The following is a 15,188-nucleotide window of genomic DNA, read 5'->3' on the forward strand; positions in this document are numbered from 1 at the left end:
CCGCGGCTTGAGAAGGGGTTTGGGACCGGCCCGCCGCGAATTTGATTGCAGCCGTTTTCGGCCCACCGCTACAACAAGATCATCAGTGCAGTGCCCGCAATCGCCAAAACCGCCCCTGTCCAGGCAAGGCCGTGCGGCAGGACCCCGGTCCTGAGGCTTATCAGCGGCAACACCAGCACCGGCGACAACGAGCCCAGTATGGCGGCCATGCCGGCACTGAAATTGGCAAATGCATAGAGCAACAAAGAAGACGAAACGCCGTATCCGATGAAACCGGGCAATACAATCCTGAACAGAAGATATGGTGTCATCTCGGCGCCGGGCCGAAAGGCGCTGAACGGCCACAGGCCAATCAGGGATATCAGGAATGCGGCCCCGGTCAGCCTGACCGCAGATACCGCCAGGGGTTCTGTGCCGGCCAGCATTGCCGGTTTCACCAAAAGGTACCCGGCCCCCTGGCTGGCCGCCGCGACAACCCCCAATGCAATGACGACAGCGAGATTGCCATCGACGTCATCAGCCGGAGAATCAGCGAAGAAGATTGCCAGCACAATACCGGACAAAATGATTGCTCCGCCGATCATTCCGGCCAGGGAAACGGTTTCTCCCAGCCATACATAGGCCATCACGGCTACCAAAGGAGCCTTGAGCGCCAGCAACAACTCTGTGCGCCTCGGCCCGCCCCGCCTGAGACACTCGATCATCGCGAGATTACCGAGCAATATTCCCAAGCCAATACTTGTGGCAAATGCGAGCCACTGATCCCATACGACAGTGGTCCAGTACCCAAGCACGGCACAAGCAGCAGACAGGATTGCACTGCATGCAATGAGCTGAATTCTGGTGAACTCAAAAGCGCCCACCGCACGGGCTGGCGATTGCGCCAGAACTATGCCAACCGCCCATCCAAAAGATGCTGCCAGTGCAGCGAATGCCGGTAACACAAACATGGATGCCTCAAGGAATTTTTGCTACATTATTGATAGCAATATAGCGCTACAAATTTAATAGCAACAGAAATATAACCATGACACACAAGATACCGACCCCGGGACGCCCGGTTCGCGGATCAAAAACCGGCAAACCTATAATGGTGCTGTTCGACCTGCTGGGGCGCAGCTGGGCGCTGGGGATCATCTGGCATCTCGCAGGAGCACCCATGACTTTCAGACAGTTGCAGACCAGTTGCGAAGGGGTTTCACCTACCGTGCTCAACACGCGGCTGAAGGAACTCAGAGCCAGTGACCTGGTTCAGCATCAACAAGATGGTTACCTGCTCACGGCGACAGGCCGGGAGTTGTTTGCCCTTCTGCAGCCATTGGGCGGCTGGTCTGGAAACTGGGCCAGACAGTTGCTGAGCGGCGATGAAGACGGAGGCTCAAACACCTGAACAGCCACGGCAAAACGGCAACCCTAGAACAGGTCGCCCTGACCACCGCCAGGCTTTCCGGTTGCTGGCGGCTTGGTGGATGATCCCGGCTTCCTTGTCCCCTTGACCCCGATCACCGCATCAGCGCGCCCATCGGTGAACTCTATGCTGATGTCCATGCCCGCTTCGGTTGCCGCTGCGCTGCGAACCGGCTGGCCGTCACCGTCGCGCACCAGTGCAAAGCCCCGTTCAAGTACGGCCTGGTATGAAAACGCCCGCAACAGCTTGTCCGCTGCAGACAGGGCCTGCCGGCGCTGGTCCATGCGGGCATCGAGGCTGCGCCTGGCTTCGCGCGACAGGCGGATGACGGTTTCACGGTCACGGGTGATCTGCTGCTGCAGCGGCCTGACGCTGAGGCGCGCGGCCACCCGGTCAAACCGGCTGCGGCTGGCAGCTGTCGCGGCTTTCAGGGACTGCCCAAGCCTGCCGGATGCTGCGTCGAAACGTTGCCGGGCCAGCGCCAGCAAATCGTCCGGGCGCGGCAGTCCCCTGCCCGCTGCCGTAATACGCGTGCGCCTCTCGTCCATGGCGCGCGACACCGCACGGTGTTGGCGCGCACCCATGTCGGCCACATAGGCCAGCAGTTCAGAGCGCACCGGAACCGCGCGTTCAGCCGCGGCGGTCGGTGTCGGTGCGCGCCAGTCCGCGGCATGGTCGACCAGGGTCCAGTCGGTTTCATGGCCAACCGCAGAAATCAGCGGAATGGCGCTGTCAGCAGCAGCACGCACCACTTCTTCCTCGTTGAAGCCCCACAGGTCCTCCAGGCTGCCGCCGCCACGGGCCACAATGATCAGGTCAGGCCTGGGTATATCGCCACCAGGTTCAAATGCGTTAAACCCGCGAATGCCATTGGCAACCTCGCTGGCGCTGCTTTCTCCCTGCACCCGGACCGGCCACACCAGAACATGGCGTGGAAACCGATCCGACAAACGATGCAGGATATCCCGGATGACCGCGCCGGTCGACGAGGTCACCACGCCGATGACGGCGGGCAGATAAGGCAGTTCCCGCTTCCGGTCCTCGTCAAACAGGCCTTCTGCAGACAGTTTCTTGCGGCGCTCTTCCAGCAGCGCCATCAGCGCTCCGGCACCAGCCGGCTCCAGTGTATCAATGATGATCTGGTACTTCGACTGGCCGGGGAATGTCGTGATGCGCCCGGTGGCAATGACCTCCAGCCCCTGTTCAGGCTGGATCTTCATGCGCGATGCGGTGCCCTTCCAGATGACGCCTGAAAGCACGGCGCGATCATCTTTCAGGTCCAGGTAGACATGGCCGGATGCAGGCCTCGACACGCGGCCCAGTTCACCGCGCACACGCACATGGCCGAAAGTATCCTCCAGCGTGCGTTTCAGCGCGCTGGAAATCTCCGATACGGAGAACTCGGCAACATTGGAGGCCGCTTCGGGCTCATCCATAAGCTCGCCTGTGTCGGGATCAAACCCGGACGGAGGCCAATCGGTGGACATGGCTACAAGAATCCTTTCAATGACGCCCATTGGATGTCAAAACCAGTGGCATTGGCAAGGAGAGCTTGACACCTCATGAACATTCTTCTGATCGGATCGGGCGGCCGCGAACATGCGCTGGCCTGGGCAATCGCAAATTCACCCCTGACAGACACATTGTTCTGCTCTCCCGGCAATGCGGGTATAGCACGCGAAGCAGAGATCGTGGCGCTCGATCTTGATGATGCGGCCGCGATCGTCAATTTCTGCAAAGTGAACGCGATCGGCCTGGTTGTCGTCGGACCGGAAGCGCCGCTGGTGGCAGGCCTTGCAGACCGGTTGCGCGATGCGGGCATTACCACATTCGGCCCCGGTGCGGCAGCTGCCAGGCTGGAAGGCTCAAAGGGTTTCACCAAGGACATCTGCGCCAAGTACAATATCCCGACCGGCGCCTATGGCCGGTTTGGCAACGAGACCGATGCACTTTCATACCTGGCCGAACATGACGCGCCCATAGTGGTCAAGGCGGATGGTCTGGCTGCCGGCAAGGGCGTCACGGTCGCCATGACCATGTCGGACGCCGAAGCGGCCGTGCGCGAAATCTTTGCCGGGCGGTTTGGCGCTGCCGGCGCCGAAGTGGTGATCGAGGAGTACCTGGTTGGCGAAGAGGCCTCGTTCTTCGCCATCTGCGACGGCACCACCGCCGTGGCCTTCGGTTCTGCCCAGGACCACAAGTGCGTCGGTGAAGGCGACACCGGGCCGAATACCGGCGGCATGGGTGCCTATTCACCTGCCCCGGTGATGGACGAGACTGTGAGCCGCCGGACCATGGACGAGATCATCAAGCCGACACTGGCGGCGATGGCTGCGGAAGGCGCGGCTTTCCAGGGCGTGCTGTTCGCCGGCCTGATGATCACCGACACCGGACCACAGCTGATAGAGTACAATGTGCGCTTCGGCGATCCGGAATGCCAGGTGCTGATGATGCGGCTGAAAGACGACATCGTCACCATCATGCTGGCGGCCTGTTCCGGCACGCTCGACAAGGTTTCGGTACGCTGGCACGACACGACAGCCCTCACAGTTGTGATGGCCACGCAAGGGTATCCCGGTGACGTCGAAAAGGGTTCCGTGATCGGCAACCTGGATGCCGCATCGGCGATGGACGGCGTGCAGGTTTTTCATGCCGGTACAAAACGCGACGGCGATGACATCATGGCCAATGGCGGACGCGTATTGAACATAACCGCTGAAGCTGACAGCGTCGGCAATGCACAGAAACTGGCATATGCGGCAGTCGATACGGTAGACTGGCCGCAAGGCTTTTGCCGCCGCGACATTGGCTGGCGGGCCGTGGAACGTGAAAAAGGCAGTGCATGAGCGAACTTTATCCCGGTTTCAAGGAGCAGATGATCGACGGCGACGGCACACAGATATTCGTGCGCAGCGGCGGCAGCGGTCCGCCATTGCTGCTGTTGCACGGGTTTCCGCAAACCGGCGCCATCTGGCACAAGATTGCCGGTGAACTGAGCAAGCACTTCTCGCTGGTGATCCCGGACCTGCGCGGCTATGGCCGTTCCGGCAGACCGGCCAACGATGCAGAAAACCTTGCCTATTCAAAACGGACCATGGCGAACGATCTGATTGCCGTCATGCACACCCTCGGACATAAGGAATTCCACCTGTGCGGCCATGACCGCGGCGGCCGCGTGGCCTACCGGCTGGCGCAGGACCATCCGCAATCGGTCACACGGCTGGTCACACTGGATATTGTGCCGACGCTGGAGCAATGGAAAGCCATGTCTGCCATTGCAGGGGCCATGAACACCTATCACTGGCCGTTTCTGGCACAACCCTATCCGCTGCCGGAAAAGCTGATCGGCGCCGATGCGGATTTCTATCTGGACGAGAAACTCGGTGCCTGGAACAACGGTACCGGACTTGATGTCTTTGATCCTGCCGCGCTGGATGAATATCGCACGTACTTCCGCGACCCCAAAGTCATCCACGCCTTGTGCAATGACTATCGCGCCGGAGCCACCTGTGACGTAGAGCATGACCAGGCGGCACTCGGTCAGGGCATCAAGATCACCTGCCCCATGCTGGCGTTGTGGGGGGATGCCGGTATCCCCGGCAAATCAGGCGGCGGTCCGCTGGACACGTGGCGTAAATGGGCGACCAATGTCACCGGCGGCGGCATTGCCTGCGGGCACTTCCTTGTCGAAGAGGCACCGGCGGAAACGCTTGCCGCGATGATGCCGTTTCTGATGGAGAGTGCAGCTTGAGCCAGCCGATGGACAGACAGGCCGAGTTTTCCGGCACGCGTGACGTGCGCGCCGCACACCGGTTTGATGAGCAGGCGCTGACAGACTACCTGCAAACCCACATAGCCGGTTTCACGCCACCGCTGACGGTTGAACAATTCAAAGGTGGCCAGTCAAACCCGACCTACAAGCTGGTCACTGCGTCCGCCAGTTATGTGCTGCGCCGAAAGCCGCCGGGAAAACTGTTGCCGTCCGCGCATGCGGTTGACCGGGAATACCGTGTCATCAGGGCCCTGCATGCGCAGGGGCTGCCGGTTGCGAAACCGCATTTGCTGTGCGAGGACGCAGCCATCATCGGCACCGAGTTCTACGTGATGGATTTTGTCGGTGGCAGGGTGTTCTGGGAACCGTTCATGCCCGGCATTTCCGGCACCGAGCGGGCCGGCATTTTTGATGAACTCAACTCATTCATGGCAAACCTGCATGCGGTGGATATCGATGCCGCCGGCCTCACCGGCTTTGGCCGCCCTGAAGGTTATGTGGCCCGGCAGATCAAGCGCTGGTCAGAGCAGTACCGGGCATCGGAAACCGAAAAAATACCGGCCATGGACCGGTTGATGGACTGGCTGCCCGACGCCTCACCGTCATCGGGTCAGGTGTCACTGGTGCATGGCGACTTCCGTCTCGACAATTGTATTATCGATCAGGCGAGCCCGGAAATTCACGCCGTGCTGGACTGGGAACTGTCTACGCTGGGTGATCCGATCGCGGATTTCACCTACCACCTGATGCAGTGGCGCATGCCGCCGTCTGAAACCGGCGCCGGCGTCGGCTCGTTGATAGGCCATGAAGACCTTGAGGGTGTGCCTGCGCTTGAGGATTATGTTGCGGCCTATTGTCGGAGACGCGGCCTGAACTCCATTCCCGATCTGGATACCTATCTGGCTTACAATTTTTTCAGGATGGCAGCGATTTTCCAGGGCATTGTCGGCAGGGTAAGAGACGGCACGGCCGCCAATCCGCACGCTGCGGAAATGGCGGACCTGGTGTCTCCCATGGCCGACGTTGCCTGGGACTATGCCCGAAAGGCCGGCGCATGAGCGATCCCCGTATCGGTCTGGCACTGGGCGGTGGCGCGGCGCGCGGCCTGGCCCACATCCAGATACTGCATGCCTTCGACGAGCTCGGCATAAAGCCGCACCGCATGTCCGGCACCAGCATTGGCGCGCTGATCGGCGCCGGATACGCAGGCGGGCTCAGTGCCGCCGAAATCGAAGACCATTCGCGCCAGGTCCTGTCCAACCGGCTGGATGCGGCGCGCAGGGCGTTTTCGTCAGGGCGTGGCGGGTTGATGGACCTGATCAATTTCAATCCGCTGGCCTCGCCGATCCTTGAAGGTACACAACTGGTGAAGCTGGTATTACCGACCCCGCTTCCCGATGACCTGGCGGACTTCCAGATCCCCTTCACCATCGTGACCACTGACTTCTACAACATGAGCGAAGTCGCATTTTCGTCCGGCGACCCCGTTGCCGCCATAGCCGCCAGCATCGCCATCCCCGGCGTCATCTCGGCGCCGAAGCGCAACACGACATTGATCGACGGCGGTTGCGTCAATCCGGTGCCGATATCGCATGTGCAGGAAGACTGTGACATCGTGGCGGCGGTCAATGTTATCGGCAGGCCGCAGCCGTCCGATGGCAGCGGTGCGCGAACCACCGACCTTTTGTCGGGAGCCATGCAGATCCAGCAGCAGAAGATCGCCCAGCTGCAGCGTGACAGCCTGCGCTGCGACATCTGGATTGAACCCGCCATAAGCCAGTTTCGCATACACGATTTCTTCCACTTCGAAGACATCATGAGCGCGGCAAGACCGGCGCGTGACGAGATCAAGCGGTCACTTGAAGCTGCCCTGAACAGCTGAGTCAATTCAGGGACTTAGCGCCTGGTTCTGAAGAATTGAGTCAACATTTCACGGGCTTTTTTCTCACCCAGGCCGGAATACACCTCCGGTACATGGTGACAGGTGGCCTGCGCAAAAAACCGCGGCCCGTTTTCGACCGCGCCCATCTTCTCGTCTTCAGCGCCAAAATACAAACGCCCGATACGGGCAAACGAAATAGCGGCAGCGCACATGGCGCACGGCTCCAGGGTGACATGAAGATCACAACCGGTCAGCCGCTCGCTGCCCAGCAGCGTGCCCGCTTCGCGGATGGCCAGGACCTCGGCATGAGCCGTTGCATCGTTCAGCTCACGGGTCTGGTTTCCCGCGCTCGCGACAATGGCGCCATCGGGCCCGGTAATACACGCCCCGACCGGCACCTCGCCACGTTCGCCAGCGGCTTCGGCCTCTTCAAACGCCCGCGCCATGGCTGGGTGCAGCTCAACCTTCATCGTCTTTTCACACCTGTTTTTTGTGCCTGTGCAACAACACTGCCGTTCTGGTACAAGCAACTCCATGAATGCCAAACAATCAAGCCCGCCAGCAGGTTCACCCGCCGACGAAACAACCAAGCCCGAACGCGTCGCCAAGGTGATCGCCCGGGCCGGTCTGTGCTCACGCCGTGACGCCGAACGCTGGATCGAGATGGGCCGGGTCAATGTCAATGGCAAGCCGCTTATCACACCGGCCATGACGGTGCTACCCACTGATACGGTAGAAGTTGACGGCAAGCCGTTGCCCGAACGCGAAGCAGCCCGGCTGTGGCGCTACCATAAGCCTGCCGGTCTTGTGGTGTCGCATCGCGATGAAAAGGACCGCGCGTCGGTTTTCGACAAGATGCCGGAAGACCTGCCGCGCGTTATTTCGATCGGCCGTCTCGATATCAATACCGAAGGCCTTTTGCTGCTGACCAATGACGGCGGACTGGCCCGCCTGCTGGAACTGCCGGCAACAGGATGGGTGCGCCGCTATCGTGTACGAGCCAACGGCAAGGTCACCCCCGAAGCGCTTGAAGCCCTGAAAGACGGGCTGCTGGTGGATGGCGTGCAGTACGGCCCGATCGATGCCAAGCTGGACAAGGAGCAAGGGGCAAATGTCTGGCTGACAATTGCGCTGCGCGAAGGCAAGAACCGGGAAGTCAAAAAGATATGTGAACACCTTGGCCTGAAAGTCGGGCGGCTGATCCGTACCTCTTTCGGTCCGTTCCAGTTAGGCGAACTGGCCCGCGGTGCTGTGGACGAGATTTCACAGAAAGTGCTGAACGAGCAGGTGCGCGGCGGCACCAAGCGCAAGGAGGGCGCGAAATCGAAACGAGCCGCCAATCCGAAACTCGGGCCGGACGGCAAACCGTTCCGCAAGCCGAAACGAGCGACTGCGAAAAGCAAGCCAACGGGCAAGCCTGCCGCCCGCAAGCCCGCTTCAGGCAAATCTGCCTCAGGCAAGCCTGCTTCAGGCAAGCCTTCGACCGGCAAGCCCGCCGCAAAGCGCTCCGGTGCCAAGGGAGCGGCCCGTGCGGATCGTCGGCGGTAAGTTCAGGGGCCGCAGCTTGAGCGCGCCTGATGGCCGCGATACCCGCCCGACAACGGACCGGGTGCGCGAGGCGATCTTCAACCGGCTTGAACACGGCGTCCCGGGTTTCAGCATTGACGGCGCGCGCGTGCTGGACCTGTTCGCAGGCACCGGTGCCCTTGGCCTTGAAGCCTTGTCGCGCGGCGCCAAGCATGTGCATTTCATCGACAACAGCGACGCTGCCCGTGGCCTCATCAGGCGCAATGCCGACACGCTCGGTGTCATCGGGCAATGTAAATTGTGGCGCCGGGATGCCGCCAGCCTGGGGTCCTGCACGCCCATGAGTCCCTACTCCCTGGTGTTCCTGGACCCGCCCTATGGCAAGGATCTGGCGGAAAGCGCGCTCCAGTCACTGACGGCGGGCAGCTGGCTTGCAGAAAACGCAATTGTCGTGGTGGAAGAAACTGCCAAAGTGGATGTAGCGTTACCTGATGAGCTCACCTTGCTGGGCGACCATCAATATGGCGACACCAAAGTACTGACACTGCAGTTCAGGTCATGACCTAGCGGAGCTGATGAATGAGACCGTCGATGATTTCTGCAGCGCTTGTCGCTGCGCTGGTTGGCTATGGCTCGACGATTGCCCTCATTCTGGCGGCGGCCCAGGCAGTTGGCGCGAACTCAGCGCAAACGGCCAGCTGGGTTGCCGCCATTTGCTTCGCCAAGGCAATCGGATCCATGCTGCTGAGCACCTGGAAAAAAGTGCCGATCGTGCTGGCCTGGTCAACGCCGGGAGCTGCGCTCATCGCCGCATCGACCGGCATCAATATCAACGAGGCCGTCGGCGCCTTCGTGCTGGCAGGCGGCCTGATCGCCCTGACCGGGGCAGTGCCGCCGATCAACCGGGCTGTTTCCTCCATTCCCACCGGCATCGCATCGGGCATGCTTGCCGGCGTGCTTTTACCGTTCTGCATTGCGGTTGCCACTTACGCAGTCAGTGACTGGCGGATGGTGTTGCCGCTGATCGCGGTGTTCCTGATCGTGCGGCTGATCAGTCCGCTGTATGCGGTTCTGGCGGCTTTGGGCGCTGGCCTCATCATCGCCTTCACCTATGCAGGCGTGCCGGTTCCGGCGTTCCGGTTCGAGGCACTGTCGCTGGTGTTCATAATGCCCGAATTCAACCCCGCCGTCCTGATCGGTCTCGGCCTGCCCTTGTACCTTGTCACCATGGCGTCACAGAACCTGCCAGGCTTTGCCGTGCTGCGTGCGCATGGCTATACGCCGCCTGTTGCCGCCAGCCTTGGCGTGACCGGCATCGGCTCGATGATCGCCGGTGTGTTCGGCTCGCACACCTTCAACATGGCGGCGATTACGGCGGCCATCTGTCTCGGCGACGACGTTCACCCGGACAAGTCGAAACGCTGGCAGGTCGGCATTTCCTACGGCATCATCTGGATGTTGCTCGGGTTTTTCGGCCCGGTGATTATCGTCACCATCATCGCCATGCCGAAAGCCATCATCGCCGTAGTGGCCGGACTGGCCCTGATCACGCCGCTGATCGGCGCCCTGGCGTCGGCCTTCGATGCCCCGGCAACCAGGTTTGCCGCCGCAGCCACATTCATCGTCACCGCATCCGGTATCGCCGCATTCGGCGTCGGCGCAGCCTTCTGGGGCCTGCTGGCCGGCCTGCTGGTGCACCTGATGGATGGCCTGAAACGGCGTTGAGGGTGTTGCTTGCAGTACGGCAGCAGGTTCAACTCCGGCCGAACAGCCGCTCGATGTCCGACAGTTTCAGTTCGACGTAGGTGGGCCTGCCGTGATTGCACTGGCCGGAGTGAGGCGTGGCTTCCATCTCCCTGAGCAGCGCGTTCATTTCTTCCGGCTTGAGCCGCCTGCCGGACCTTACCGATCCGTGACACGCCATGGTCGACAGGACATGGTCCATCCTCTCGCGCACCCCGGTCGTGGCGTCGAATGTCTCCAGGTCATCGGCCACGTCCTGGATCAGCCTGGCGATATTGCCGCCAGCAATAAGCGACGGCACTTCGCGCACCGCGATCGCGGCCGGGCCAAAGCTGTCGATCACCAGTCCGGATGCCGCCAGATCGGCGGACGCATCGAGCAGGCGTTCGGCGGATGCTGCATCCAGTTCGACGATTTCCGGCACCAGCAGAGGCTGGGTGGCGACGCCTGACGCTGCGAACTGGGCTTTCATCTTCTCATATACCAGCCGTTCATGGGCGGCATGCTGGTCGACGATCACCACGCCGTCACGGGTTTGGGAAATGATGTAGTTTTCATGGACCTGGGTGCGTGGCGCACCGAGCGGCGTGTCCAGTTCATCCTCGGCCGGCGCCTCGCTGACCCCGGCTCCGGATGGCGGTGCAAACGCCTCGAATGCGGCCTGGGTTTCCTGAAATCCCGGACGCGATGGCGTTGTCCAGCTTTGGGGCTGTGGCTGGTAGGCACTGGTCTCGGGACGGAACGAATTGATGGTGCCCGCGCCGACTGTGTTGGATGCCCTGTGACCGGCATCGGCGAGAGCCTGACGGATTGAACCGACGATCAGCCCCCGCACCATGGCCTGATCGCGAAACCGCACTTCGGTCTTGGCCGGGTGGACGTTCACATCCACCTCGTCCGGCGGCACGGTGAGAAACAGCGCAACAGCCGGATGGCGGCCGCGCATCATGAAATCGGCATAGGCGCCACGCAACGCACCGGCGATAACCTTGTCACGCACCGGCCTGCCATTGACGTGCACATATTGCTGGTTGGCCTGGGCGCGATGGTAGGTCGGCAGGCTGACCAGCCCGGTCAGTTTGACGGTTTCACGCACTGCATCGATGGCAACCGTATTGCCCTGGAACTCTCGGCCCATCACCGCGTGAATACGAGCTTCAAGCTCACCGGCGCGAAGATCAACCAGTGATCGCCCGTCGGATGTCATGGTGAACCGGACGCCCGGGTGGGCCATGGCAAGGCGGCGCACCACATCGGCTGCTTCGGCAGTTTCGGCACGCTCGGACTTCAGAAACTTGAGCCGCGCCGGCACGGCAAAGAACAGGTCGGTCACTTCGATGACGGTGCCGTTCGAATGGGCCGCCGGGCGCACGGCATGCTTGCGCCCGCCCTCGACACGAATTTCATGCGCGTCACCGCCTGCGCGCGGGCGCGATAAAATCTTCAACCGCGATACCGCGGCTATGGACGGCAATGCCTCGCCGCGAAACCCCAAAGTCCTGATATTGACCAGGTCATCCTCGGCCAGCTTTGATGTGGCGTGGCGTTCGACAGCAAGTTCCAGTTCGGCGGCGGTCATGCCAAAGCCGTTGTCGGCAACGCGTATCATCGACCTGCCGCCTGCCGACAATGCCACCTCAATGGCGCTGCTGCCGGCGTCGAGCGCGTTCTCAACCAGTTCCTTGACCACACTGGCCGGGCGCTCGATGACCTCGCCGGCGGCGATGCGGTTGATCGTGTTTTCTGAAAGCTTGCGGATCATGGCTTCCCGCTTCTGGCCTTTCCCTCAAACAAGCACGCAGGTTTCAAACGTTTTAAATTGTCCCGATACCTTGTAAACAATCCGCACTGCACCGCCACCCGGTTTACGACTTCATGGCGGCAAGATAGTCCCGCGTCAGTATCTTTCCCTGCTCAACGGCCGGCTGGTCAAAAGGATCAATGTTCATCATGAAGCCTGCCAGAATGGTTTCAAGCATGAAATGCATCATGAGGGCACCGAGTGTGCGTTCATCCACCCGGTCCACGGCAAACACCCTGACCGGCCTGCCATTGCGCATCAGCACCTCGACCGCCGCACTTTGCTGGCAGGCGGTAACGTCACCGACAGTGCGCCCTGCCAGATAGCCCAGCATCGGATCCGAGGCCAGGCTGTCGGGCAGACGCGGCCCCTGCTTCTGGGTCGCCGGGAAAATGAGATTCACCAGCCGGCCTTCGGGACCGTCTATAAACAGTTGCATCTGGCTGTGCTGGTCGACCGGTCCGGCTGCCGCCACCGGTTGCGACCCCATGCCGTTCTTGCCCAGGCTCTCGGCCCACAATTGAACATACCAGTTGGAAAACAGCCGCAAGCGGTCCGCATAAGGCATCATCACGGAAACATTCATGCCGCGAATTTCCTGAAGTGCCACGCAGACGGCTGCCCCGACGACCGGAGACGCGTTGTCGCCGGCAAGCACGGCCTGCATGATATCGCCGGCACCTTTGCGAATGGCCAGTCCGTCGAGGCCCGCGACAAGCGCCGGCAGCAGTCCGACACTGGACAGGGCAGAATAGCGCCCGCCAACGTGCGGATCATGATCCAGCAACATCAGGCGGTGAATGCGGGCAAGCCGTATCAGCGGGTTGCGGTGAGGATCACCCGGCTCACTCAATGCAACAATGTGATTTGCGGGCGCCAAACCGGCACTTTCAAGCGCGCCAAGCAGGCACAGCACCTGCACCATTGTTTCAGGCGTACCGCCGGACTTGGAGGTAACGAGTATCTTGGTTGTCGGCAACGGCAGCGAAGCGAGCGCTTCGGCCAGCGTCGAGGCGTCCAGATTGTCAAAGAAATGCAACCTTGCGCCAATGCGGGCCTCACAACCCGGCACCCGATACCCCGCCAGTTGCATGATGGCCTGTGCGCCCAACGATGACCCGCCGGTTCCCAGGAAAACGATATCGGAGGCGCCGTCGCGCAGAAACATTGCCGCCATCTTGCAGGAGGCGAGATCATCTATCTTCTGCGGCAGACGCGTCAGCGGCAACGAGTGTTGCTTGTGCATGGCGCACAGCCGGGCGCGAGCTTCCCTCGCCATTTCCATATAGAGCGCCAGATCTTCATCACTCAATCCGGCATAGCCCACATGGGCCGCCATGCAGCCCGAAATATCGTGGATAAATGCGCCATTAGAAACGCTCATTCAGGCGAACCCCTGGATCAGGATGTGACATCCACATCGCTCCGGAGCTATTCAGGTTTCGATGGAATCAAACCCCTTGCCCCAGACTGTGGTTTTAGCACGTCTTCAATCGCAAAACCGCACGCACTTTTGCGACACCTGCTTTAGCGCAAGATTGCGCCAAGCGCAAACTGCCCCATCGAAGCGCTTGAGCCTAATCTGTTGAAATGAAACAGGTTTGTGATCTCCGCTCAATGCGGACGAAAATCATGGAGTCGACGTACTACTCAATGATCCGGGATGTTGTGTCTTTATCACAAGTCGCGACTAGCCCGGTGCTTCGCCGGTCCGCAACGGAATTCCTTCCGGCCGTCCGACAATGGAAATTGTCAGTGCCTCCGGATCGATCAGCCGTTTGGCGACGCGTTTTGCGTCTTCAACCGTGACCGCGTTGATCAGATCATTGCGCTTGTTCACATAGTCGATACCCAGATTGTCCTGCTGGATGCCCAGCAACTGGCTGGCAATCTTGCTGCCGCTGTCGAAGCGAAGCGCGTAAGACCCTGTCAAATAGGTCTTTGCCTGTTCGAGCTCTTCTTCCGTCGGACCCTTTTCCGCCATCTTGACGAGTTCTGCCCGCAGCACATCGAGCGTTTCGCCAGCCTTGGCATTCTGGGTGGACACAGATCCGATCAGCAAGCCACCGTTTGTCCACGAAGCAAGGCCGGTATAGATGCCATAGGTGAGGCCCCGCTTTTCGCGAACCTCCTCCATCAGGCGAGACCCGAAGCCACCGTCTCCCAGCACGAAATTCATCACATAGGCAGTGATGAAATCCGGGTCACTGCGCACCATTCCAGGCATGGCAAACGACATCACCGATTGCGGTATCTTGCGCTCGACAATGGTAATCGAACCTTTGTCAGGTGATTTCAGATCAGGTACAGAAATCTTCTTTCCCTTTTCCGGCAAGGCTCCAAACACCTTGTCGAGCAAGGGCGCAAGCTCTTCAGCGGTGATGTCGCCGACAACGGCGATCTGCAAGTGATTGCGCACGAAGATGGCAGACCAGGCGTCTTTAAGATCCTTGGGTTTCATGGCCGATACACTGTCGGCATCACCCTTTGGAACACGCGCGTAAGGATGATCGCCAAGCATGGTTTTCAACAGCGCATTGCTGGCGATACGACCAGGGTTTTCTTCATCACCCTTGATGCCAAGCAGTATCTGGCCGCGCACCTTGTCCATGGGTTCTGCATCGAAACGTGGCTCGGTAACGGCAAGCCGCAGCAGGTCAAATGCCGCGTCCTTGTTTTCCGACAATGTCTGGAAAGATCCACCGAAATGCTCGCGATCGGTGTCATATGACATGCGGATCGCCAGTTCCGACATGCGGCGCTGAAACTCTTCCGATTTCATGTCACCAGCGCCCTCGTCCAGCATGCCGGACAGAAAATAGGAACGCCCGGGCGCTTTCTCCGGATCATTGATCGTGCCGCCCCGGAAAGAGAACCGCATGGTAATCAAAGGCACCGTCTTGTCGGATACCAGCCAGGCTTTCAGGCCGCCCGGTGATTCAACTTCTTGAATTTCAAACGCCTGCAAATGGGCTACCTGCATCAAGCTCAATAGCAGCGTCAGAATGGTAAGTTTAAAGAATTTCATGCCTGCCGTCCGGTTCCGTGACTTGGA

The 15,188-nt window shown here is 60.5% G+C and carries 14 protein-coding genes; 8 read left to right on the plus strand and 6 right to left on the minus strand.

What is annotated here, in order from left to right; translation table 11 throughout:
• Positions 1–68: 68 nt before the first annotated feature.
• On the minus strand, positions 69–950 hold the full coding sequence (locus DHN55_RS13705) for an EamA family transporter (protein ID WP_108882053.1): 882 nt from the start codon (positions 948–950) through the stop codon (positions 69–71).
• A gap of 77 nt (positions 951–1,027) precedes the next feature.
• On the opposite strand from DHN55_RS13705, the gene DHN55_RS13710 reads away from it, so the two are divergent.
• Positions 1,028–1,390, plus strand: a complete 363-nt coding sequence (locus DHN55_RS13710) for a winged helix-turn-helix transcriptional regulator (protein WP_108882054.1) — start codon at positions 1,028–1,030, stop codon at positions 1,388–1,390.
• 23 nt (positions 1,391–1,413) lie between these two features.
• Here DHN55_RS13710 and xseA read toward each other — a convergent pair whose 3' ends face one another.
• A complete protein-coding gene (xseA, locus tag DHN55_RS13715) occupies positions 1,414–2,844 on the minus strand; it encodes an exodeoxyribonuclease VII large subunit (RefSeq protein WP_108882512.1) in 1,431 nt (476 codons plus the stop codon).
• 126 nt (positions 2,845–2,970) lie between these two features.
• On the opposite strand from xseA, the gene purD reads away from it, so the two are divergent.
• Genes purD through DHN55_RS13735 form a run of 4 tightly spaced genes read left to right on the plus strand, consistent with a single transcriptional unit; the run spans position 2,971 to position 7,062 of the window.
• Positions 2,971–4,254, plus strand: a complete 1,284-nt coding sequence (purD, locus tag DHN55_RS13720) for a phosphoribosylamine--glycine ligase (RefSeq protein ID WP_108882055.1) — start codon at positions 2,971–2,973, stop codon at positions 4,252–4,254.
• On the plus strand, positions 4,251–5,159 hold the full coding sequence (locus tag DHN55_RS13725) for an alpha/beta fold hydrolase (RefSeq protein ID WP_108882056.1): 909 nt from the start codon (positions 4,251–4,253) through the stop codon (positions 5,157–5,159). The genes purD and DHN55_RS13725 overlap by 4 nt, the downstream gene beginning before the upstream one ends.
• The gene (locus DHN55_RS13730) at positions 5,156–6,238 is read left to right on the plus strand and encodes a phosphotransferase family protein (protein WP_337660297.1); all 1,083 of its coding nucleotides are present in this window, start codon (positions 5,156–5,158) and stop codon (positions 6,236–6,238) included. Before DHN55_RS13725 ends, DHN55_RS13730 begins: the two co-directional genes overlap by 4 nt.
• Entirely contained in the window at positions 6,235–7,062 is an 828-nt protein-coding gene (locus tag DHN55_RS13735; protein ID WP_108882058.1) for a patatin-like phospholipase family protein, read from the plus strand. The genes DHN55_RS13730 and DHN55_RS13735 overlap by 4 nt, the downstream gene beginning before the upstream one ends.
• Before the next feature lie 14 nt (positions 7,063–7,076).
• Here DHN55_RS13735 and DHN55_RS13740 read toward each other — a convergent pair whose 3' ends face one another.
• On the minus strand, positions 7,077–7,532 hold the full coding sequence (locus tag DHN55_RS13740) for a nucleoside deaminase (RefSeq protein ID WP_337660298.1): 456 nt from the start codon (positions 7,530–7,532) through the stop codon (positions 7,077–7,079).
• Positions 7,533–7,596: 64 nt separating this feature from the next.
• Here DHN55_RS13740 and DHN55_RS13745 point away from each other — a divergent pair, with 64 nt between their 5' ends.
• Genes DHN55_RS13745 through DHN55_RS13755 form a run of 3 tightly spaced genes read left to right on the plus strand, consistent with a single transcriptional unit; the run spans position 7,597 to position 10,314 of the window.
• Positions 7,597–8,610: a pseudouridine synthase gene (locus tag DHN55_RS13745; protein WP_337660299.1), complete on the plus strand. Its 1,014-nt coding sequence runs from the start codon at positions 7,597–7,599 to the stop codon at positions 8,608–8,610.
• Positions 8,611–8,626: 16 nt separating this feature from the next.
• Positions 8,627–9,151: a 16S rRNA (guanine(966)-N(2))-methyltransferase RsmD gene (gene rsmD / locus DHN55_RS13750; RefSeq protein WP_337660300.1), complete on the plus strand. Its 525-nt coding sequence runs from the start codon at positions 8,627–8,629 to the stop codon at positions 9,149–9,151.
• Between the two features lie 17 nt (positions 9,152–9,168).
• On the plus strand, positions 9,169–10,314 hold the full coding sequence (locus DHN55_RS13755; protein WP_108882061.1) for a benzoate/H(+) symporter BenE family transporter: 1,146 nt from the start codon (positions 9,169–9,171) through the stop codon (positions 10,312–10,314).
• Between the two features lie 28 nt (positions 10,315–10,342).
• On the opposite strand, the gene mutL is transcribed toward DHN55_RS13755, so the two are convergent.
• The 3 genes from mutL to DHN55_RS13770 all read right to left on the minus strand — a co-directional run bounded on the left by mutL (position 10,343) and on the right by DHN55_RS13770 (position 15,161).
• Positions 10,343–12,094, minus strand: coding sequence for a DNA mismatch repair endonuclease MutL (mutL, locus tag DHN55_RS13760; RefSeq protein ID WP_108882062.1), 1,752 nt, complete (start codon positions 12,092–12,094; stop codon positions 10,343–10,345).
• A gap of 103 nt (positions 12,095–12,197) precedes the next feature.
• Complete coding sequence (locus DHN55_RS13765) at positions 12,198–13,517, minus strand: glucose-6-phosphate isomerase (protein ID WP_108882063.1); 1,320 nt, start codon at positions 13,515–13,517, stop codon at positions 12,198–12,200.
• Positions 13,518–13,823: 306 nt separating this feature from the next.
• Positions 13,824–15,161, minus strand: coding sequence for an insulinase family protein (locus DHN55_RS13770; protein WP_108882064.1), 1,338 nt, complete (start codon positions 15,159–15,161; stop codon positions 13,824–13,826).
• Positions 15,162–15,188: the final 27 nt, after the last annotated feature.

Source organism: Anderseniella sp. Alg231-50 (assembly GCF_900149695.1).
In the GTDB taxonomy this organism is placed as follows: domain Bacteria; phylum Pseudomonadota; class Alphaproteobacteria; order Rhizobiales; family Aestuariivirgaceae; genus Anderseniella.